This window comes from Komagataeibacter europaeus (assembly GCF_002173515.1).
Taxonomy (GTDB): domain Bacteria; phylum Pseudomonadota; class Alphaproteobacteria; order Acetobacterales; family Acetobacteraceae; genus Komagataeibacter; species Komagataeibacter europaeus.
The window spans coordinates 293885-315666 of the sequence record NZ_CP021467.1; the positions used below are offsets into that span (position 1 = coordinate 293885).

17 protein-coding genes are annotated in these 21782 nt (G+C 58.9%); 13 read left to right on the forward strand and 4 right to left on the reverse strand.

Annotation, left to right across the window (positions count from 1 at the left end; translation table 11 throughout):
- Window positions 1-881 precede the first annotated feature (881 nt).
- Window positions 882-3044 carry a PQQ-dependent dehydrogenase, methanol/ethanol family gene (locus S101446_RS01330; protein WP_087607357.1) on the forward strand — a complete coding sequence of 721 codons (2163 nt, stop codon included), beginning with the start codon at window positions 882-884 and terminating at the stop codon, window positions 3042-3044.
- 12 nt (window positions 3045-3056) lie between these two features.
- On the opposite strand, the gene S101446_RS01335 is transcribed toward S101446_RS01330, so the two are convergent.
- Both S101446_RS01335 and hutI read right to left on the reverse strand, forming a co-directional pair.
- Window positions 3057-4562, reverse strand: a complete 1506-nt coding sequence (locus S101446_RS01335; RefSeq protein ID WP_087607358.1) for an amino acid permease — start codon at window positions 4560-4562, stop codon at window positions 3057-3059.
- A 140-nt stretch (window positions 4563-4702) separates the two neighbouring features.
- The gene (gene hutI, locus S101446_RS01340; RefSeq protein WP_087607359.1) at window positions 4703-5938 is read right to left on the reverse strand and encodes an imidazolonepropionase; all 1236 of its coding nucleotides are present in this window, start codon (window positions 5936-5938) and stop codon (window positions 4703-4705) included.
- Window positions 5939-6054: 116 nt separating this feature from the next.
- On the opposite strand from hutI, the gene S101446_RS01345 reads away from it, so the two are divergent.
- From S101446_RS01345 to S101446_RS01375, 7 genes are all read left to right on the forward strand, one after another.
- Window positions 6055-7431 carry a formimidoylglutamate deiminase gene (locus S101446_RS01345; RefSeq protein ID WP_087607360.1) on the forward strand — a complete coding sequence of 459 codons (1377 nt, stop codon included), beginning with the start codon at window positions 6055-6057 and terminating at the stop codon, window positions 7429-7431.
- A 16-nt stretch (window positions 7432-7447) separates the two neighbouring features.
- Window positions 7448-8272, forward strand: coding sequence for an N-formylglutamate deformylase (gene hutG, locus S101446_RS01350; protein WP_087607361.1), 825 nt, complete (start codon window positions 7448-7450; stop codon window positions 8270-8272).
- A gap of 31 nt (window positions 8273-8303) precedes the next feature.
- The gene (locus S101446_RS01355) at window positions 8304-9326 is read left to right on the forward strand and encodes a zinc-dependent alcohol dehydrogenase (protein WP_087607362.1); all 1023 of its coding nucleotides are present in this window, start codon (window positions 8304-8306) and stop codon (window positions 9324-9326) included.
- Window positions 9323-10084, forward strand: a complete 762-nt coding sequence (locus S101446_RS01360; RefSeq protein ID WP_087607363.1) for an SDR family NAD(P)-dependent oxidoreductase — start codon at window positions 9323-9325, stop codon at window positions 10082-10084. The genes S101446_RS01355 and S101446_RS01360 overlap by 4 nt, the downstream gene beginning before the upstream one ends.
- 173 nt (window positions 10085-10257) lie before the next feature.
- Window positions 10258-11580, forward strand: coding sequence for a histidinol dehydrogenase (gene hisD, locus S101446_RS01365; protein WP_087607364.1), 1323 nt, complete (start codon window positions 10258-10260; stop codon window positions 11578-11580).
- 29 nt (window positions 11581-11609) lie between these two features.
- On the forward strand, window positions 11610-12893 hold the full coding sequence (locus S101446_RS01370; protein ID WP_087607365.1) for a hypothetical protein: 1284 nt from the start codon (window positions 11610-11612) through the stop codon (window positions 12891-12893).
- A 62-nt stretch (window positions 12894-12955) separates the two neighbouring features.
- Window positions 12956-14356: a purine-cytosine permease family protein gene (locus tag S101446_RS01375; protein ID WP_019086708.1), complete on the forward strand. Its 1401-nt coding sequence runs from the start codon at window positions 12956-12958 to the stop codon at window positions 14354-14356.
- Here the strand turns inward: S101446_RS01375 and S101446_RS01380 are convergent.
- Window positions 14349-15968: an amidohydrolase gene (locus tag S101446_RS01380; RefSeq protein ID WP_087607366.1), complete on the reverse strand. Its 1620-nt coding sequence runs from the start codon at window positions 15966-15968 to the stop codon at window positions 14349-14351. The two genes, S101446_RS01375 and S101446_RS01380, sit on opposite strands and share 8 nt — an antisense overlap.
- 352 nt (window positions 15969-16320) lie before the next feature.
- Between S101446_RS01380 and argE the strand changes: the two genes are divergently transcribed.
- Window positions 16321-17484, forward strand: a complete 1164-nt coding sequence (gene argE, locus S101446_RS01390) for an acetylornithine deacetylase (RefSeq protein ID WP_087607368.1) — start codon at window positions 16321-16323, stop codon at window positions 17482-17484.
- A gap of 11 nt (window positions 17485-17495) precedes the next feature.
- Here argE and S101446_RS01395 read toward each other — a convergent pair whose 3' ends face one another.
- Window positions 17496-18413: a LysR substrate-binding domain-containing protein gene (locus tag S101446_RS01395; RefSeq protein ID WP_087607369.1), complete on the reverse strand. Its 918-nt coding sequence runs from the start codon at window positions 18411-18413 to the stop codon at window positions 17496-17498.
- 104 nt (window positions 18414-18517) lie between these two features.
- On the opposite strand from S101446_RS01395, the gene S101446_RS01400 reads away from it, so the two are divergent.
- The 4 genes from S101446_RS01400 (at window position 18518) to S101446_RS01415 (ending at window position 21773) form a co-directional block, all read left to right on the forward strand.
- On the forward strand, window positions 18518-19195 hold the full coding sequence (locus S101446_RS01400) for a DUF1028 domain-containing protein (protein WP_087607370.1): 678 nt from the start codon (window positions 18518-18520) through the stop codon (window positions 19193-19195).
- Window positions 19196-19332: 137 nt separating this feature from the next.
- Window positions 19333-19869 carry a flavin reductase family protein gene (locus tag S101446_RS01405; RefSeq protein ID WP_087607371.1) on the forward strand — a complete coding sequence of 179 codons (537 nt, stop codon included), beginning with the start codon at window positions 19333-19335 and terminating at the stop codon, window positions 19867-19869.
- Window positions 19870-19884: 15 nt separating this feature from the next.
- On the forward strand, window positions 19885-21354 hold the full coding sequence (locus S101446_RS01410; RefSeq protein ID WP_010507339.1) for a 4-hydroxyphenylacetate 3-hydroxylase family protein: 1470 nt from the start codon (window positions 19885-19887) through the stop codon (window positions 21352-21354).
- Window positions 21354-21773: a RidA family protein gene (locus tag S101446_RS01415; RefSeq protein ID WP_010507340.1), complete on the forward strand. Its 420-nt coding sequence runs from the start codon at window positions 21354-21356 to the stop codon at window positions 21771-21773. The genes S101446_RS01410 and S101446_RS01415 overlap by 1 nt, the downstream gene beginning before the upstream one ends.
- Window positions 21774-21782 lie beyond the last annotated feature (9 nt).

Below are 21782 nucleotides of genomic sequence, written 5' to 3' on the forward strand. Positions count from 1 at the left end.
TCATGTTATTATTGAAGTATCTGTATTTATTTTTATTAATTTTGGTGCGCTTATAAATTAAGTATAGTCATGTAAATTCCCTTATTTTATACTTAAAATTATAAATTATACCATTAAATAATATAATTTTATTTTAAAATTTAGGGTTGAGTTGCTTTGGGGATGGTCATTTTATAGAGCAAGATGGATTGTTCACATATAATGAATTTACAATGGAACATAAGGCGAATATGGAACGAATTTTCATAATTTCATTATTTTGAAAAGAAAATATTGAAACGGTATGGATATGAATTGGGGGAACTGCTCTGCCCTTGGGCATTGATATCACAGTGCCGGGATACATTGTTGTTTTTATGACACAGGGTTGATCGTTATCGTAATGGCGGCTTATGCGGACCGGAAAATGCTCTTGATATCCGTATTGTCACGATGACGAAGGGGCATGCCGTTTCCCGGCGATCCTGCTCTGCCTGTAATATGTCGCACGCAAGCAGGCCGATATCCTGTCCGGTTGTAGTGATGGGTGTCTGTATCATGCAGGCGCGGATCGTGTGCTACGTCATTTTGTACCATGCCATCTGGTGGCGTCAGAAAATTTCAGTATATATCTGGAGGGAATTTCAATATAATATTTACATAATTAAATAATAAGAAAGCTTCAGGGAATGTCATCTTTTTAGGAAATACTGCACCTGAAAGTTTTATTATTTTTTCAAACAATATTCGAAAAATAAAAATTGTATTTCCAACATATTGTCTGTTCCAAGGTTGAATACCCGATGGTTGACGGAAAAATCACGTGTCATTCCCGTCCATATTAGATACGATACAGGAATATTTAAGTCATGCGGGCTTTATCAGGAAAGGAAACAGGCTTCATGAGCATGCAGTACATTACCATATGGGGTCATCATCTTCCAAATCTTCGGTGGCGTGATGTCCTGCTGGGTATGGGAATGCTCCTGTGTGCGGCTGCCCCGGTCCATGCGGAATCGACAGGGGACGCCATTATTCATGCCGATGACCATCCCGGTGACTGGCTGACCCATGGCCGTACCTATTCAGAACAGCGATACAGCCCTTTAACGCAGATCAATGCCAAAACCATTGGTCGTCTGCATCTGGCGTGGCATTATGATCTGGATACCAACCGGGGGCAGGAAGCGACGCCCCTGATCGTCAACGGGGTCATGTACACCACCACCGCGTGGAGCAAGGTCAAGGCGCTGGATGCCGCGACCGGCCGCCTGCTATGGGCCTATGACCCGAAGGTGGATGGCAGGATCGGTGTCCGGGGGTGTTGCGATATCGTAAACCGTGGCTTGGGCTACTGGAATGGCAGGCTGTATCTGGCGACCTTTGACAACAGGCTGATTGCCCTGGATTCAAAGGATGGCAAAGTCGTCTGGAGTGTCAACACGATCCCGACAGATGCGGATCTGGGCCAGCAGCAGGCCTATACCATTACCGGCGCACCCCGTATTGCAAAGGGCAGGGTGCTGATCGGAAACGGTGGGGCGGAATTTGGCGCCCGTGGTTTCATTTCAGCGTTTGATGCGGAAACGGGCAGGTTGGACTGGCGGTTCTTTACAGTGCCCAACCCCCATAACAGACCCGACCACGCGCCGTCCGATACGGTTCTCATGACCCGCGCTTATCCGACATGGAGCCCCACGGGCGCATGGGTGCGTCAGGGTGGCGGCGGTACGGTATGGGATTCGATTGTATATGATCCGGTAACGGACCTTGTCTATTTCGGGGCGGGTAACGGGTCACCATGGAGTTATGGCATCCGTTCCAACGGAAAGGGGGACAACCTCTTCCTTGACAGCATTGTCGCGGTGAAACCGGAGACGGGTGAATATGTCTGGCATTTTCAGGAAACACCTGAAGACCAGTGGGATTATACATCAACCCAGCAGATCATGACGCTTGACCTTCCCCTTGGTGGGCAGATGCGGCATGTGATCGTGCATGCGCCCAAGAACGGCTTCTTCTACGTTCTTGATGCCGCGACAGGTGAATTTATCTCTGGCAGGAACTTCGTTTTCGTAAACTGGGCAAAGGGACTGGACCCGAAAACAGGGCGGCCGATCTTCAATCCGGCCGCACAGTATTCCGTCACCGGCAAACCATTCTACGTCTTTCCGGGGGATATGGGGGGGCACGGTATCGCCGCGATGAGCTACAGCCCCCGTACGGGACTGGTGTACCTGCCGACCCAGCAGGTGCCCGATCACCTGAAGGGCGCGCGTAAATTCAGGGCCCTGCCGGATGGCTGGAATCTGGGGCTTGATATTCAGCCGGATGACAGAATGCCGTCCACCGAGGAACAGAAAGCCGCGGTCAGGGACCTGCGGGGAACGCTGGTGGCGTGGGATCCGGTATCACAGACGGCACGATGGGAAGTGGTGCAGAAAGGCCCGGCGAATGGCGGAACACTTGCCACCGCTGGCGACCTGGTGTTCCAGGGACTGACGGACGGCACGTTCCATGCCTATGACGCGCATGACGGGAAGGATCTGTTCAGCTTCGATGCGCAAAGTGGCATCATCGCTTCTCCCGTCAGCTATCGTATCGGTGGGCGGCAGTATGTCGCGATTGAAGTGGGCTGGGGCGGGTCGTACGGCCTGTTCGCGACAGGACTGGCCCGTCAGGAAACCGGGTCTGTCAATCATTCCCGTGTCCTTGCCTTTGCCCTTGATGGCAAGGACCATCTGCCTGCTGTCAATGATGCTCCTGTTCCCTCATCCCCGCCACCGGCGTCGTTCGTGCCCCGGCAGGCACTGGCGGGAAGCCAGCAGTACCAGAATTATTGCCAGTACTGCCATGGTGCCAATGTGGAATGGAATGGCGTCCTGCCGGATCTGCGGAAATCCCCGGCCATTCAGGATAAGAACAGTTTCTACGCCATCGTGGGCAAGGGGGCGCTGAGCAGTTTCGGCATGGACGGGTTTGAAAAATCCATGAAGCCGGATGAAATTGAAAGCATCCGGCAGTTCATTATCGAACGCGCGCACCAGACCCTGTCACAACCATAGACGATACGGGAATCAGGAATTCATGCTGTCGGATACTTCAATCCCCCGGCCTACATAACTGCGCGAACGACCATATCCGTAATATATGAGCAATCCTATCACGCCCCATACCGGCAGTACCAGTATCGCGATCAGGTCCAGTGACAGGTAAAGATAGATGCAGCCAATGATGGCAAGCGGCGCGAACAGCCATATGGCAGGGGCCCGGAACGGCCGGACGCGCGTGGGATCGGTCCGGCGCAGGATCAGGACGGATACGGCCACCATGGCGAATGCAAACAGCGTGCCGGAATTGGAATAGTCCGCCAGGGTGCCCACGGGCAGGAAAGCGGCACCAAGCGCCGTGCCAATGCCCGTTACAATCGTCACGATATGCGGCGTGCGATAGCGGGGGTGGACACGGGCAAAGCTGTCGGGCAGCAGGCCATCACGCGCCATGGTGAAAAATATGCGCGTCTGCCCGAAAATCATCATCAGCACGACGGAAGGCAGGGCGATGGTCGCCGCAAGACCAATCAGGTTACCGATCCTGGTCCACCCGATGGAGCGCAGCACGTGTGCCAGGGCTTCATGCGAACAGGGCAGGGGATCTTGCGCGCCGGTTGCGGCAATTGCGCGGCATCTCTGTTCCAGCGCCAGCGTGCCTGGTGCCAGTATGCTGCCATCGGCCCCGGTAATTGGCTGTGCGCCAAGGGGGGAACCAATCGCCCCAAGCGAAACCAGCAGGTAGAAAATGGTGCAGAAGGCGAGGGAGGCAATCAGGGCAATGGGCACATTGCGCTGCGGGTTGCGTGTTTCCTCGGCCGCTGTTGATACGGCGTCAAAGCCGACATAGGCAAAAAAGATGGATGCCGCGGCCCCGGCCATGCCCGTGATCCCGGTCGGCATGAAGGGTTCGAAATGGCTGGTGTTCATGACCGGGATGGCAAGGATGGCGAACAGGGACAGGGCCGCGACCTTGATGCCGACCAGAATGGCGTTGGCCCGCGCGCTTTCGGTCGTGCCCAGAATCAGGAGCCAGGTGATCAGCAGGGTAATGACCACCGCTGGCAGGTTGATATAGCCGCCAGCGGACGGACTGTTCACCCATAAAGGGGATATCTTGATATGGAACAGGTTCTCGATCAGCCCGATCATGTATCCCGACCAGCTTGACGCCACGGCAGAAGCCCCGATGGCGTATTCCAGGATCAGCGCCCAGCCCACCATCCATGCCAGCCGTTCACCCATCACGGCATAGGTGTAGGTGTAGGCCGATCCGGCAGTGGGGACCATGGACGCCAGTTCGGAATAACAGATCGCCGCGCACATGCAGATGAAACCGGCAAGGATGAAGCTTAACATCATGCCCGGCCCCGCTTTCTGCGCGGCTTCCGAAGTCAGCACGAATATACCGGTTCCGATGATCCCGCCGATTCCCAGCATCGTGAGTTGGAAAGCCCCAAGCGACCGGTTCAGTGATTTCTTTTTGGCCGTCGCCAGGATTGCGTCCAACGACTTCACGCGATCAAACTTCATCCACCCGGTTTCCCCCGTTTTGCCCCTGGTCCGGCATTATACGCTTCCATGCGGAGCAGAACCTACGGATAAAATCGCCAAGCGCAAGCACCGGGGGGAAATGCGGCCTTCCGCGCGGCGGTATCACATATCCGGCATTTCTATGTCGCGTCCGGCACGCCGTGGAAAATCCGGGTGATGGGGGTCAGTCCCCCGATCCAGTATGACAGTTCATGCGGGCCACTGACGTTCCATATCGCCATGTCCGCCATCATGCCGGTCGTCAGCCTGCCCGTGCTGTCCTGCAGGTTCAGGCCCCGCGCGCCGATACGGGTGACGGCCGCCAGTGCCTCGGCCGGTGTCATGCGGAACAGGGTGCAGGCCATGTTCATTATGGCCGTCAGGCTGGTCGCGGGGGATGTGCCGGGATTGCAGTCGGTCGCCAGTCCCATGGCCACCCCATGCCTGCGGAACAGGGCGACGGGGGGCGCATGCTTTTCACGAATGAAGTAGAACGCGCCGGGCAGCAGTATGGCGATCGTTCCGGTCTGCGCCATGTCCATCACGCCCGCCTCGCTGACATATTCGACATGGTCGGCGGACAGGGCGCGGTACTGCGCGGCCAGGCTGCCGCCACCCGTATCGGATAACTGATCGGCATGGATGCGTACGGGCAATTGCAATTCCATGGCCCTGTCAAACAGCCGGCGGACCTGCGCGGGACTGAAGGCAATGTTTTCGCAAAAGGCATCGACGCTATCGACCAGTCCTTCGGCTGCGGCGCGTGGCAGCACGACATCAATCAGGAAGGAGACGTAATCATCCTGCCTGTCCGCATATTCAGGGGGAAAGGCATGGGCGCCAAGGAATGTTGTATGTACATATACCGGCAGGACCTCGCCCAGCCGTCGGGCGACGCGCAACTGCTTGAGTTCGTCTTCAAGCGTCAGGCCGTAACCGGACTTGACCTCGATGGTGGTGGTGCCCGCGCGGATCATGCGCTGCGCACGTTCCATGGCAAGGGAGAGGAGGGTATCCTCGCTTGCCGCGCGCGTGTTGGTGACCGTGGACAGGATGCCGCCCCCCTGCCGCGCAATTTCCGTATAGGAAACGCCGTTCAGCCGTTTTTCGAACTCCGTGCTGCGATCGCCCGCATAAATGATGTGGGTATGGGCATCAATCAGGCCCGGCGTCATCCAGTGCCCATGCCCGTCAATGACGGTATGGGCCAGCGTATCAGGGGTGGCGGGCAGGTCCGCGCGCGCGCCGATCCAGGCAATCTGGCTGCCGCTGGTGGCGATGGCGGCGTCATGAATGCACCCGTACGGATCATCCGATGCGTCAGTGGCGGGCATCATCGTCGCGATATTCAGGTTGATCCAGAGTCTGTCCCACATCGTGCGTTTTCCTTCGTTTCCCATGTTTTTTAGATAAGTATATACAAATAAGTCAAATCTGTTATCAATTCATAACAAAACGCAGGATCACCTGCCTATCAGGCATGAGAGTGAAAATGGTCACGATTTTTGCAAGACAGGCCATGCTGCCCACCGGATGGCGCAGCAATGTGCGGATCGAAGTGGGAAAGGATGGCTGCTTTTCCGCCATTATACCTGATTCCAGTCCCGACCCCGACCCTTCGGTAATATGCACGGATATTGTTATTCCCCCGCAATACAGCCTGCATTCCCATGCGTTCCAGCGCGCCATGGCCGGCCTTGCGGAAGGGCGCAGCAACCCGTCCGATACGTTCTGGACATGGCGCAGGGCCATGTACCGTCTGGCTGATAATGTTACGCCGGAACAGATGCAGGATATTGCTACATTCCTGTATATGGAAATGCTGGAACGCGGTTATACGCAGGTTGCCGAATTCCATTACCTGCATCATGGCAGGGGGGGCGTGCCGTATGCCGACCGTGCGGAAATGTCGCTGCGTATCGTGCAGGCCGCGCGAAACGTGGGCATGGGCCTGACCCTGCTGCCGACATTGTATGCCCGGTCGGGCTTCGGGGCACAGACGACGTTGTCCCAGCAGCAGCGTTTCGCCAGTACGCTACAGACCCTGGCGGATATCATAAGCCGGGTGCGCCAGGCAGATGATCATGCAATGTCCCCCATTGTCGGGGTCGGGCTTCATTCCGTCCGCGCCGTGGATATCCGTGAGGTCGGGGCGGCAGTCGATCAGCTGGCGGCTGGCGCGCCGATCCATATCCACGTGGCCGAACAGCAGGCCGAAGTGGCGGAATGCCTGCAGGCAACCGGTGCGCGGCCTGTGGAATACCTGTTTGATCATGCCGCTGTCGATGCGCGCTGGTGCCTTGTGCACGCCACGCATCTTTCGGCGGCCGAAACGACACTGGTCGCCCGCAGTGGCGCCGTGGCCGGTCTATGCCCGATTACGGAGGCCAATCTGGGGGACGGGCTTTTTCCCTTTTCGGCATACGTGGCGCAGGGCGGGCGTTTCGGCATTGGTAGCGACAGCAACATCCTGATCAGCCCTGGTGAGGAACTGCGCCTGCTGGAATATGGCGCGCGCCTCGATCGGCAGCAGCGTTGCGTCTGTCTGCCGGACGGGGAGATGGGTTCGGTTGGCGGCTACCTGTACCGTGCGGCATGCGAAGGCGGCCGTCAGGCCTGCGGCCTGCCATCATCGGGGCTGGTTGTGGGGGCGCGGGCCGACCTGTGTGTGCTGGCCCCGGAAAAACTGTCCCTGCCGGAACTGCAGGGGGACCGGATCCTCGATTCAGCCATTTTTGCCTGTCCCACGCTGCCGGTGCGTGATGTGATGTGTGCGGGGCAGTGGGTTGTGCAGGACGGTCGTCATGCCGATCATGACGGCATTACCCGTAATTTTCATCGTGCGCTTGCCGCGCTGGCGGCTGAATGAAAGGTTACGATCGATAATGACCAATCTTCCTTCGGGTTCCCCGGTATTCGACTTCCATCCCGGTCATGCGCCCGTCCTGCTGACCCTTCCCCATTCGGGCACGGACCTGCCCCCCGGCATGGCGGCGCGCATGACCCCGTATGGCAGGCAACTGCCTGATACGGACTGGTATATTGACCAGCTTTATACAGGCCCTGCACGCGAACGCGGCATAGGTGTCATCCGTGCGCGTTATTCGCGTTATGTAGTGGACCTTAATCGTGGCGCGGATGACGCCGTCCTGTATCCGGGACGGCCCAGTACCGGACTTGTTCCCAATCTGGCATTTGATGGCACGCCGATCTATCAGGCCGGACAGGAACCGGACCAGAACGAGATCCATGACAGGACCTCCGCGTTCTGGAAACCTTATCATGATGCAGTTGGTCAGGAACTCGAACGGCTGAAGCAGCAGCATGGCTGGGCGGTGTTATGGGACGGGCATTCCATCCAGACCCATATTCCCCGCCTGTTTGAAGGGCGCCTGCCTGACCTGAATATTGGCACCAACAGCGGCGCATCCTGCGACAGGCGGCTTCAGGACCGTATCGCGGCCCATGCCAAAAGCCTGTCCGGCTATACCCATGTCGTGAATGGCCGTTTTCGGGGGGGATACACCACCCGGCATTATGGACAGCCGGACCAGGGATTTCATGCCGTGCAGATGGAAATTGCCCAGAGTACCTATCTCCAGCATGAAGACGCGCCATGGCCGCTGGATGAAACGGCCTTCCGCAGGCTTTCCACAACCATGGCAGGATTTCTTGACACCGTTCTGGACTGGACGCCGCAGGTTCGGTGACCAGCAGAATACCACGCTAAAGAGATGGCAGATGCAGGCAGCACGTTTATACGGAATTGGGGATATCCGCATCGAAACCGTTCAGGCACCGGCTGCACCGGGTCCAGATCAGGTGCGGATACGGGTCATGGCGGCCGGGATCTGTGGTTCGGACCTGCACAATTTCCGGACAGGGCAGTGGATTACCCGCACCCCCGTCACACCAGGGCATGAGTTTTCCGGTGAAGTCATGGCGGTCGGCCCCGGCGTGACCGGCTTCCGGCCGGGGGATCGCGTGGTGGCGGATTCCCGGGTGGGGTGCGGGCAGTGCCCATCGTGCCGGCAGGGACAGAGCAATCTGTGCACCAGGCTGGCATTTGTAGGCGAGGTCTGTGATGGCGGGTTTGCACAGGAAGTCGTTCTCCCGGCCCGCCAGTTGCACCGTATTTCCCCCGACATGCCGTTCTGGCTGGCGGCACTGGCGGAACCCCTGTCCGTGGCGGTCCATGCCGTAAACCGGCTGGCTCCCGATCCGGGCATGCCTGTCGTGGTTTGTGGCGGCGGAACGATTGGCGGCCTTGCCGCACTGGTGCTGTCTGAACGGCATGATGGCACGGTGTATCTTGTTGAACGCGATCCGAAACGCATGCGCCTGTTGCAGGAAACCTGCGGCGTTTCGCCCCTGGCGCTGGATGCGGTCGGCACCGCCGTCAATGGTCAGGCGCCCCGTTTCATGCTGGACACCACGGGATCGGTTGCGGTGGCGGGGCATCTGCTGGATTGTGCCGCGCCGGGGACGCGACTGGTTCTGGCCGGACTGACCGCGACAAAGCTCAACCTCGACCTGAACTTTATTGTCGAGCGTGAACTGGAGGTGCGCGGCGTCAGCGCCTTTGCCGATGAAATGCCTCAAGCCATCGCCCTGTTGCCAGCCCTGCGCGAACGGCTGAAGGCTTTCGTCTCCATGATACAGGGGGTAGGGCAGATACCGGATGTCTATGGGGAACTGCTGGCGCAACAGCGTGCAGGACTGAAAACGCTGATCTTTCCCCATTCCATTGCGGAGGAAGCATGATGAAAAACCCCTTCTGTGTGCGCGGACGCACCATTGTCGTGACGGGGGGCGGTCGTGGCATTGGCCGGGCGGTGGCGCTGCATCTGGCGGGGCAGGGGGCACGGGTGTTTATCTGTGGCCGTTCTGTCGTCCCCTTGCGGGAAACCTGCGAGATGGCGCGGGGCGATGGCCTGCACATGGACCATTTTACGGTAGATGTTGCCGATACTGGTGATATCGAACGGGCTTTTCATGATCTCCACGCACAGGACATCCGGATCGATGCATTGGTAAACAATGCCGGTATGGAAGAACTGCGTCCCGCCATTGATGCGGACGAAGCATTATGGGACAGGATTGTCGATACCAACCTGCGCGGGGCATTTTTCTGTGCGTTGCATGTGGCGCGCGGGATGCAGGCCGGTGGGGCGATCGTCAACCTGTGTTCACTGGCGTCCGCGGTCGGCATTCCCGGGGCCGTGCCGTATGGTGCGTCAAAATCCGGCCTGCTGGGTGTGACGCGCGGACTGGCCACGGAATGGGGGCCAAAGGGTATCCGGGTCAATGCGGTGGGGCCGGGATATTTCCGCACGGAAATGACGGAGCCCTTTTTTCATGATGAAAAATGGCGTGAGACAATGATGGCGCGCATTCCGCTTGGGCGGTTTGGGGAGCCTGCGGAACTGGGGGGTATCGTGCAGTTCCTGTGCTCGGATGCTGCAGCCTATGTAAACGGCCAGATCCTGTATGTGGATGGCGGTTTCCTGGCGGCCATCTGAAGGTTGTATATATATGTATGATATTATCGTTGCCCATTCGTTTTGGAATTGATATGAATCGGGTGAACGGGGACCAGGAAGATCTGTAGCGCGCGGCAGGGAACAGACATGGTTTTTTGCCCGGCTATGGTTGCCGGTCGCCTATAATGCGTTGCCTGAGTGGAAGCGACCAGATGAACAAGACTGTCAATTTTGTCGATCTGCGGGATGCTGAAAATATTCCCGCCCACCTTCTTGACCGTACGGAAGCCGACCTTGGTCCGTATCTGGAACGGGTCAAGCCGATTATCGAGGCCGTCCGGACCGAAGGTGACGCAGCCCTGCGCCGTTTCGCGCAGGCCTATGACGGCGTGACCATACCCGACATGAGCATCCGCGCCACGGAGGAGGAGTTTGAAACCGCCTTCCGTGAAATGGATCCCGAACTGATCCGTTCAATTGAATATGCAATTGGCAATATCCGCAAATTCCATGAGGCCCAGAAGCCCGAGGACAGTTGGATGATCGAGGTCCAGCCCGGCGTATGGGCAGGGGACCGGAATGTCGCCATTGAATCGGTGGCCTGCTACGTGCCGCGTGGCAAGGGTGCGTTTCCCAGCGTCGTGAACATGACCGCCATTCCGGGCATGGTGGCCGGAGTGCCGCGCCTGGTCATCATCACGCCGCCCGCGCCGGATGGGCGCGTGGATGCGGGCACGCTTGTCGCCGCGCGCCTGATTGGCGTGACCGAAGTCTATAAATGTGGCGGTGCGCAGGGCGTGGCCGCCGTGGCGTATGGCACGGAAACCGTCCCGGCCTGCATGAAGATCGTGGGGCCGGGCAGCCCGTATGTCGTCGCGGCGAAGAAACTGCTTTCCCACGTCATCGATCCCGGCGTGCCCGCAGGCCCGAGTGAGGCGATCATCCTTGCCGATGACAGCGTGGATCCTGAACTGGCGGCGCTGGACCTGATTATTGAATCCGAACATGGGCCGGATTCCTCTGCCTGGCTGGTGACGGACAGCCCGCGCGTGGCAAAGGGCGTACAGGCGGCATTGCCCGGTCACTGGCAGCAGATGGACGCCAAACGCGCCGAGTTCTCATCCACTGTCCTGTGCGGGGCGTATGGTGGCATCGTTCTGACGCGTGATTTTGATACGGCAGTCGAATTCACCAATGCCTATGCCCCTGAACATCTGGAAATCCTGACATGCGACCCGATGGCTGACCTCGGGCGTATCCGTAACGCGGGCGAGGTGCTGCTGGGCAACCATACGCCAGTCAGCCTTGGCAATTACGTCATTGGTCCCAATGCCGTGCTGCCGACCAACCGGGCCGCGCGCACGCATTCACCGCTTTCGGTGCATGATTACATGAAACGGATGTCGTTTGCCCGTGTCTCCGCGCGGGGATACAGGGAAATGGCGGCCCATACGCACCGTTTTGCATCATATGAAGGGTTTTCCGGCCATGCGCGTGCGGTGTCTTCCGCCCGTCCACTACCCAAAGGCCAGTAAACCGTCGGTTGTGAACAAAGGCTGTATTCATGAATGACTCAGCATCCGCACAGGCGCTACAGGCCTTTCGTGCGAAAGACGTAGCGCGGACATGCATCATCCTTTCCGACCTGATACGGGAGGAATTCGGTCTGCAGGTCAGCAATATTACGCTGGGAAATGATGGATACAGCCTGAATTCCGTAAACGGCTTCCTGACCACCCCGACGGGGGAGGAATATTTCTTCAAGTTCCATCATGAGGAAAATGAAGAAAGTACCCTTCAGGAATTCTATCGTGGCGAGGTCCTGCGCGACGCTGGCTACCCGATCGACATGCCGGTTTATGTGTCGCGTGCTATCGGCCGGCAGATACTGCTTTATACCAGACGATCAACGCCACGGCTGGCTGATCTGTGCCGTACATATGACGGGACGGATGCGGATATCGGACCGGTCGTTGCGGCACAGCGCGAACTTGACGCGCTGACGGCGCGCATTTACCGCGAAACCTTCCACCCGATATCCGAAGCCGAATGCGCAGCCGAGCCCTTTCATCAGTTATTCCACCATCGGCTGACAACCGATGACCGGCAGCTTGGGGCGCGGGCGGCGCGTTTTTTTGCATCCGGGCGTACGTTTGCGTTTCCGGGCGTAAGTATGGCCGATCACGCGCTGCTGGACATGAAGTGGCGCATCAACGGGGTGATGCATGCCGATACGCTGCGTACTGTGCTGGAACGCAGCATGCGACTGCTGTCCCCCCGCATGCTGGCCCGTTCTGGCGGGGTTACGGCGCATGGGGACGCGCATAACGCCAATGTATGGTGGGAGGGGGCGGGCAGGAGCCTGACCTTCTTTGACCCTGCCTTTGCCGGACAGAATATTCCGGCCATCATGGCGGAGGTCAAGGCGACTTTCCATAACATCTTCGCCCATGCGGACTGGCTGTATCATCCCCACGACCTGCCTGCTGATATGGCGACCCATGCCAGCGTGACGCCCGACGGAATACTGGATGTCACGCTGGGGTGGGAGATGAATGACCTGCGGCGCGCCTTTCTGGATTCCAAGGCGGGGCTGCTGTGGCGTCCGCTGCTGGAGCATATGCGCGCCACGGGGCACCTGCCTGCCGACTGGCGTGCGACGATCCGGTGTGGCCTGTTCTGCTGTCCGACGCTGGTAATGGATTTGTGCGCCGATGGGGCTGGTGGCCATACGCCGCTTTCATCCCTGACGGGGCTGGCGGTTGCTGTCATGTGCGGCAGCGAACCCGTGCCGCCAGGGCAGGATGTGGTCAGCCGCTTTCTTGATGCAATTGATCCCGGAAATTAGAAATATCATTCCGGAACCAATCTGATAACAGTGATCCCCTGTTATTGAAGGAGTTGCCGTATATGGACATTGACGCACCATTGCGCAATTCGGTTCTGGCCGTTGAGGAAGATACGATTTTCCCCATACCGGCAGACCGGCGCAGGGGGAACACGCGTGGGCTGTGTCTGGTCTGGCTGGGGGCGAACCAGAACATACTCGCGATCCTGACGGGCATGATCTACTGCCAGGTCTGTCACCTTTCGCTGTTCTGGGCGGCGCTTGCCATTCTGGCCGGCAACGGGGTGGGGGGCATGTTCATGGCCCTGCATGCCGCCCAGGGGCCGCATCTGGGCATTCCGCAGATGCAGCAGACACGTGGCCAGTTCGGGGCCTATGGTGCGCTACTGGTCATTGTTGTCGTCATTGTCATGTATGTGGGGTTCACCGCGACACTGCTGGCCATCGGACGTGAACAGGTGCAGCAGGCCCTGGGGGGGCCGCCACATCAGTTGCCCGTCTATGTGCTGGCCGCGGCCATCCTTTCGCTGTGTATTGTCGGACATGGGTGGATTGAACGTTTTGTGGTCGGGTTTACCTATGTGGCGGCCACGGCGTTCTTTGCCCTTGCGGCCTTCTTCCTGTTTTACCTGCATGCCCTGCCGGTCCAGCCGTTGATGGCGCTCCCCAGCATGCATGATTTTGTGGCGGCCGTCTCGATCGGGGTGCTGTGGCAGGTGGCGTATGCCCCTTATGTGTCGGATTATTCGCGTTACCTGCCTGCCGATACACCCGAACGCGATGCATTCTGGTCATGCATGACGGGCAGCATCATTGGAACCGCGGTCCCCACCTTTCTGGGGGCCTATATGGGCAGTACCGCATGGGCGGGGAATTTCTATGCCGCGATCCATGCGCATTATACGCTGCCGACTTATGTCCTGCTTGGCATTGTCCTGATTTCGATCACGGTTTCATGCACGATGCAGATCTATTGCGCAGCCCTGTCCTGCATGACCCTGTTTTATACCATGTGGCCGACATGGCGCCCCACGGCGCGCAGTCGCGGGTTGCTGGCGGGTGGCCTGCTGCTGCTGTCCGTACTGCTGACGATTATGCTGAGTGGCGACATACTGCACATTCTCAACAGTTTCATTGAATTCCTGCTGGCGGTCCTGTCCCCGTGGACGGCAATCAATCTGGTCGATTATTACCTGATCCGGCATGGCGATTATGATATCCGGTCTTTTTTCCGTCATGATGGCGGCATATACGGGCGTTTCAACCGCCCTGCCATTTTCTGTTACATCATGGGTATTGTCGTGCAGGTGCCCTTTATTTCAAATGAACTGTATTCCGGCCTGATGGCACGGCAGATGGATGGGGTTGACCTGTCATGGGTGGTGGGAATCCTGCTGCCCGGCCTGGTTTACTGGCTGATATGCCGGCAGGCGGATTCCCCCGCACGCCCTGCCGTCAGATAAGGTCGTGGACGATACGGCCTGCCGTGACCGTCAGCATGCATTTCAGGTCCGGCAGGCTGTCCGGATCCGTCATGAAGGGATTGCCCGACAGGACGGCGATATCTGCGCGGTAGCCCAAGGCAATACGGCCTTCATACCGTTCCCGTCCGGCGGCCACAGCGGCCTTGCTGGTATAGCTGTCGAATGCTTCGGGAAAGCGGATCGCCTGTGTCGGGATCCATGCTTCCGATGCAGGTGCCCCGATGGGACGGCGCAGGACGGCCTTGCGCAATCCACGCAGGGGATCAAGGGATACAATCGGCCAGTCCGTCCCGAACGCCAGCATGCTGCCCGCATCCAGTAGCGAGCGCATTGGAAAAGCCAGTTGCGCGCGATTGTCCCCCACGCGTTTTTTCCAGACTCCTTCCATGCCCATCCACTCATCTGCAGGCGCGATCATGACGGGTTGCATGCTGGCGATGGTGGATGTGTGGGCAAAACGGGCAATATCATCGGGATAGGGCAGTTCGGCATGTTCCACGCGGATCCGTGGACGTTCCGGGCTGTTGCCTGCATTTTCCGCCGCGTCCAGCGCCAGGTGGATGGCGCCCGGCCCGATGGCGTGGGTCCATATGTCCAGCCCGTTTTCCACACCGGCACGGACCGCATCAATATAGGCCCTGCGGTCCCATAACAGGGTGCCGCGTGCATCAGGCTGGTCCGCATAGCCTTCGGGCATGTAGCCGGTATGGGATTCCAGCACGCCGTCAAGGAAGAACTTGATGCCATCCAGGCGAACCATCGCATTGTCATAGCGTGCGCGCAGGTCAAGTGCTTCGCGCAGGCGCTGTGACGTCAGGCCGGGATCGGGTTCTATTTCCGTCATCATCCCGATACGGACCGGCAGCGTGCCTGCCGCATCCCGTGCCGACAGCAGCGGCAGGTAGGCTTCGTCATATGCGGCACTCTGCATGCGGGTGATGCCCAGCCGGGATGCCGTATCCAGCACCAGACCCAGCGCGTGATCCATTTCCGGCCCGGTCATGGGTGGGATATGGCTGGTGACAAGGCTGACGGCGTCTTCCTTCAGCCAGCCCGATGGCGTGCCATCGGCGCGGCGCACGATCTCGCCATTTTCCGGGTCGGGGGTATCGCGGGTAATTCCGGCAATTTCCATGGCACGCGAATTCGCCCATGCCGCATGCGCCATGCCCGATGTCAGGATTACCGGCCGGTCTGGCAGGATGCTGTCAATCATGCGCGCATCGAATTCGCCATTGGGCAGGTCGGGGTAGCCATAGCTCCATTCCAGACCGCGGATCCATGGCGCGTCGGGATGCGCGGCCGCCCATTGCGCGACCCGTTCCAGCAGGGCCTTCATTGTCCGCACATCCCGCAGCCCGATGGCGGAAAGATAGTCCGCGGCCATGGCGATATGCATGTGGACATCAATAAAGCCCGGCATCAGGAACATGCCGCCCAGATCACGGATGACGGTTGTCGGGACACATTGCGCCATGATGTCGGATGATGTGCCGATCGCCACGATATGTCCGTCCATGATGCCGACTGCATTGACGGGTGGGGCATGGCCGTGAATGTCAGCATTGATGATGGCAAGGTCGAGGGGCATGGATCTGTTCCTGAGATGGCAATATAGTGTGATTAGAGCATATTGTTTCTTGGATGTAAGGGTATGCCAGCGGCCGCTGCGACACGTCCGTTCACGAACGGACGGCAACAGGAAAGCCGGGCCTGCGGGCCGGATGCTTCAGTGAATGGTCTATTGTTTTCAGCCGGTTGTCGGTAATGGTCTCGCTGGTTCGCGAATGATGCGGGCAGGGGAAGGGTGTCATCGCCAGGCCAGTTGCCTTGCATGGATGCAGCGCATCGGAAGTTTCTTCCTTTGGCATAGAAACTTCCGAGCAGGCGATGCCCCCGGACTGCCTTACGATAGGGCGGATGGCCCTGATGATGGAGCGAACATGACGTCCCTGCTGCATGACAGTAACCCGACCGTTGCGGCCCTTGCGCATCTGGTCGCGTGGCCGACCCTGAGCAGGGAAAGCAATCTCGGCCTGATCGAATGGTATGCGCAGCAGTTACGTGCGGTGCATGCCACGGCTACGATCGTGCGGCATGAGGAGACGGATCGTTATGGTCTGTTTGCCACGATCGGACCAGATACCGGACAGGGCATCGTGCTGTCAGGCCACAGCGATGTCGTGCCGGTGCGGGGGCAGGGATGGACATGCGACCCGTTCAGCCTGACGGACCGTGATGGAAAGCTGTTCGCGCGCGGCAGCAGCGACATGAAGGGCTTTCTGGCCTGTATGCTGACGGCGGCACGATACGCGGCGGGTCGGACATTGCGTCATCCCCTGCATTTCGCCATTTCCTGTGACGAGGAAATCGGCTGCGTGGGCGTGCGTTCCCTTCTGGCGTTCCTGCGTGAACGCGGGATTGCGGCACGGGGCTGTATCGTAGGGGAGCCAACCGGGCTGCAGGTTGCCGTGGCGCATAAGGGAAAGGTGGCCGCGCGCATTGTATGCCACGGCCGCGCGGCACATTCCGCCAATCCCATGCTGGGGTGCAACGCCATCCAGATCGCGGCCCGCATGACACAGGAAGTTGCCCGCATCCAGGCGGAAATGATGGACGCCCCGATACAGGACCCGTCATTCGACGTGCCATTCAACACGGCGCAGGTCGGGCTTATAAACGGCGGGGTTGCGCTGAATATCGTCCCCGACCGGTGTGAAATCCAGTTCGAGATGCGCCTGCTGCCCGGACAGTCGGCGGATACATGGCTGGAGCGGTTGCGCGAACGCGCAGTGGGTGTGGCAGCCGATTATCCCGGTGGGGCAATCGACTTCGAAATCATCAATGAATATCCGGGCCTTGTGCCCGAACCTGATACCGCCATCCGCAATATCGCCCTGCAGGCCAGCCAGCATAATGCGGTGACCACCATCGGGTTCGGGACGGAAGCGGGACTGTTCCAGCAGGAACTGACCCTGCCCACCGTAATATGCGGCCCCGGATCAATCGATCGTGCCCATAAGGCGGATGAATACATTACCCGCGACGAACTGGCCGCCGGTGACGCCTTCCTTGCCCGTATTGTTGATACATTGTGCGTGGCGTAAGGCCGTCGGCCCTAGTCGCTGCCCGGAAGTGGCTTTCCCGCAAGCAGTTCACGGCATACCTGCAGGAAGGCCGTCGCCCGTGCCGTCTGCCGTATGTTCGCGATCGTGGCCGTGCCGTACAGCAGCGGCTGGGGTGTGTCCTTGAGCGCAAGATAGGCCAGCGGCCTGCCATCCAGCGCCGCCTTGTTGCGGGGGCGTGCGTTGGCCAGGCTGTAGCCTTCGCCGCGGGCAACCAGCGAACGGATGACATCAATGCTCTGGAACCGTCCCATTATGTTGGGCACGATGCCCGCATGGGAAAACAGGGACAGGAAATAATCCCGTGACAGCGGCAGGTCCAGCAGCAGGAAGGGTTCATGTTCCAGTTCAGACAGGGCGACATGCCGCCTGCGGGCCAGACGGTGCTGCGCCGATACAAAGACAAAGGGAGGCAGGGCGGCCAGCGGAGAAAAATCCAGATCCTGCGGCATGTTCAGGTCATAGGCCAGCATGGCGCAGATTTCACCATTGCGCAGCTTTTCAATCAGTTCACTGTGATGGCCGGCGATAATGCGCAGCTGGGCACCGGGGTGGCGGGTTTCGAATTCCTGCAGCAGTTCCGGCACGATCAGGGAATACAGCGTTGTCATGCATCCGACTTCAATCATGCCGCTGACCTGCCCCGACAGGCCAGACGCCGTCATGTCCAGTTCCGCGGCATGAAGCAGCAGGTTGCGCGATTCACGCAGGAAGCTGTGACCTTCCTGTGTCAGGGACAGTCCGGCGGCATGATGGCGGATGAACAGGGTAATCCCGAACACGGCCTCAAGCTGGGCGATGGCGGCGGAAATGGATGGCTGGGAGATGTGAACCCGCCTGGATGCCGCGGTAATCGACCCCGTTTCGGCAGCCGCGACAAAATATTCGATCTGTTTCAGTGTGAAACGCATGGGGTGGCTCCGGCTGCTGTGTCTGTCACGACGGGACCAGGGACCGCATGGCGGCAGGTGGCGCCGGATCGGATGAAACAGGATAAAAAAGGAAAGGCAGGATCATGACATTTTCCATCGTCGCGCATTGCGCGCGTACCGGGCAGTTTGGGGTGGCGGTCGTATCGTCGTCGCCCGCCGTGGCGGCCCGCTGCGCCTATGCCCGCGCGGGCGTGGGGGCGGTCACGTCGCAGAATGTAACCGACCCGCGACTGGGGCCAATGGCCCTTGACCTGCTGGAACGTGGACTGACACCCGCTGAATGCCAGGTTGTCATGGCCCGCGTCGCAACCCATGCGCAATACCGGCAGATGACCTTTATCGACGGCAGCGGCCGCGGGGCCGCGTGGTCGGGTACCGGCACGCTGGGTACCCACGCCGAGGCCTTCGGCAAGAATGTCGTGTCCGCCGGCAACCTTCTGGCCAATGCGGATGTGCCGGCCGCGATTGTCGCCGCGTTTGAAAAGGGTGATCCGCCCCTCGAACTGGGGGAGCGGATATTGCTGGCCCTGCAGGCTGGCGCTGATGCGGGTGGCGAAGCCGGACCTGTCTATTCCGCCGGCATGCTGGTGGTTGACCGTGAACAGTGGCCGCTTGCGGACCTGCGGGTGGACTGGGGTGAAAATCCGGTCGCGCGCCTGATGGAACTGTGGGCGGTATGGAAACCCCAGATGTATGATTATGTCCAGCGTGCGCTGCATCCCGCCCAGGCCCCTTCATATGGTGTGCCGGGAGATGAGTAGAGCATTGCAATAACCTTTGATCAATCATTATTGCTTCGGTTTTTCTGAGGTCGATCTTCGATATATATTTCTTTAGCGGAATGATATTCCGTTCGAATATCCCATGGTCATAAGCACTGGTTTTCGGGAGGCGTGCCATGTCCACCCAGGCATCGGTATCACAGCATGGGCAGGGATCATCCGAACGTGACCTGTTTGTCGCGGCCATGGGGCATGTTGCTGCCCCCGTGGCCGTGATCACCACGGACGGCCCCGCCGGACGGTTCGGCATTACCGTCAGTTCCGTGACATCCGCATCCGCCGACCCGCCAATGATGATGGCGTGCATCAACCGGCGCAGCCCGGCTTTTGCGGCCATTATCGAAAACGGCTGTTTCGTCATCAACATGCTGTCGCACGACCATGTGGGGGTTGCGGAAAATTTCGCGGGCCGGGCCGGGGCTTTTCCGGCATTCGATTTCGGCTGCGCGGCATGGAAGCCGGGGCAGGCCGGGGGATGGCTGCTGGACGGGGCGCTGGCGTCCTTTGACTGCACCCTTGAACAATCCGTCGATGTCGGGACGCACGGGGTGATTATTGGTGGCGTCCGGCACACCTGTCTGCGGCCCACGATGACATTGCTGCATTTCCGCCGGGCGTTTCATCGGCCGGAACCCGTTCTTCATAATTCTTGAGCAGGAATATAATTCATGATCCGTACAGGACAGCAGTATCTGGACTCCATCCGTGATGGCAGGCGGATATGGATGAACGGCGAACGGGTGAAGGATGTCACGACGCATCCGATGTTCAGACCCATCGTGTCCATCCGTGCGCGGATGTACGACATGCAGCATGAAGCGGCTTTCCGTGACCGGCTTGTCTATACGGATGACAAGGGTGATGAATCCCCGCTGGCCCTGCAGTTGCCCCATACGCAGGAAGACTGGAAGGCAAAGCGTATCGCGACCGACACCGTGCTGGATGAAGTGGGGGGCATCGTTACGCGCGTCGGTGACGAGACGATTGGCGAGATGTGGTCACTGTATGACGGTCAGGACATCCTGAACGAGGTCAATCCCCAGTTCGCTGAAAATATCCGCCATCACGTTCACAAGGCGATGTATGCGGACCCGTTTCATGTCTCGGCCAACACGGACCCCAAGGGGGACCGTTCCAAGCGGCCGCAGGATCAGGACCCGGACATGCTGCTGCATGTCGTGCGTGAAACGGATGCGGGCATCATTGTCCGTGGCGCCAAATACGAAACGGCGGCGGCTTACGCCAACCAGGCCTTTACCAAGCCTACCATTGCCAACTGGGGTGATGCTGAACTGTCTGATTACGCAGTCGGGTTCATCTGTGACTTTTCCTCACCCAACCTGAAATTCATCTGTCGCACCGGGTTTGCCGGTCGCGCCCCGATCGAGGATTATCCACTGTCCAACAGATATGACGAGGTCGAAGCCCTTGTCATTTTCGATGACGTGCTGATTCCGTGGGAAAACGTACTTTTCTACCGGCATACCAAGGCCGCGACCTTCATCCGTGCGACGCTGCATCGCTACAGCGCCTTCGCCTTCGTGCAGCGCAACCAGAAACTGGCCGACATGATGATCGGCGCTGCCCTGTTCAACGTGCGCCAGACCGGACTGGACCGCCAGCAGGCGGTGCAGGAGAAGCTGGCGACCCTTGCCTGCTACCGTGAAGGGATCAATGCCCACCTGACGGCGTCCATCGCCATGGCGGAAGAAAGCCCCGGTGGCCTGCTCATGCCCAACCAGTCGCTGCTTATGGCCGGGCGTGTGCTTGCGTGTTCCAAGCTGCATGAAATGATGCACCTGACGCGCGAACTGTGTGGCGGACAGATCTGTGTCACGCCGGACGTGGCGACATTCCGGGATCCCGAAACCGCGCCATGGATGGAAAAATTCTATTCCATCAATGAAACATGGCAGGCCGAGGACCGGCGCAAGCTGCTGGCCTATGCCCGTGACATGCTCAATTCCGATTATGCCGGCCATCGTCTGACATTCCAGCTTTTTGCGCAGGCCCCGCCGTTTGCGCATCTGGCTGCGGTCTATCGTAACTTTGACTGGAACGGCGCACTGGAATTCGTGCAGCGTTCAGCCGGGCTGAGCGAAGGTGTGCTGCAGCAGGGCAAGGGAGGGAACAAATAATGACAGGCCAGGTAACACATAAGCGGATCCGCTGTTTCAACACGCGTGATACCTATCCCGAACAGAACCTGGACAATGACCTGTGTCAGGCTGTCGTCGCGGGCCAGACGGTTTATGTGCGCGGCCAGGTGCCGCAGGATCTCGATACACGTGAAAATGTTGCGGTCGGCGATCCGGTGGGCCAGGCTGAAAAGGTAATGGACAATATCGAACTGCTGCTGAAGGAAGCCGGTTCCGAACTGTCCCATATCTGCAAGGTTACGGTGTACCTGACCGATATCCGTTACCGGGAAGCGACATATCGTGTTCTGGGGCGGCGTATGAAGGGGGTCTTCCCCGTTTTCACGGGGCTGGTTGTCGTGGCGCTGGCCCGCCCGGAATGGCTGATCGAGGTGGATGTTATCGCTGTCATTCCATAAAGTATTTAT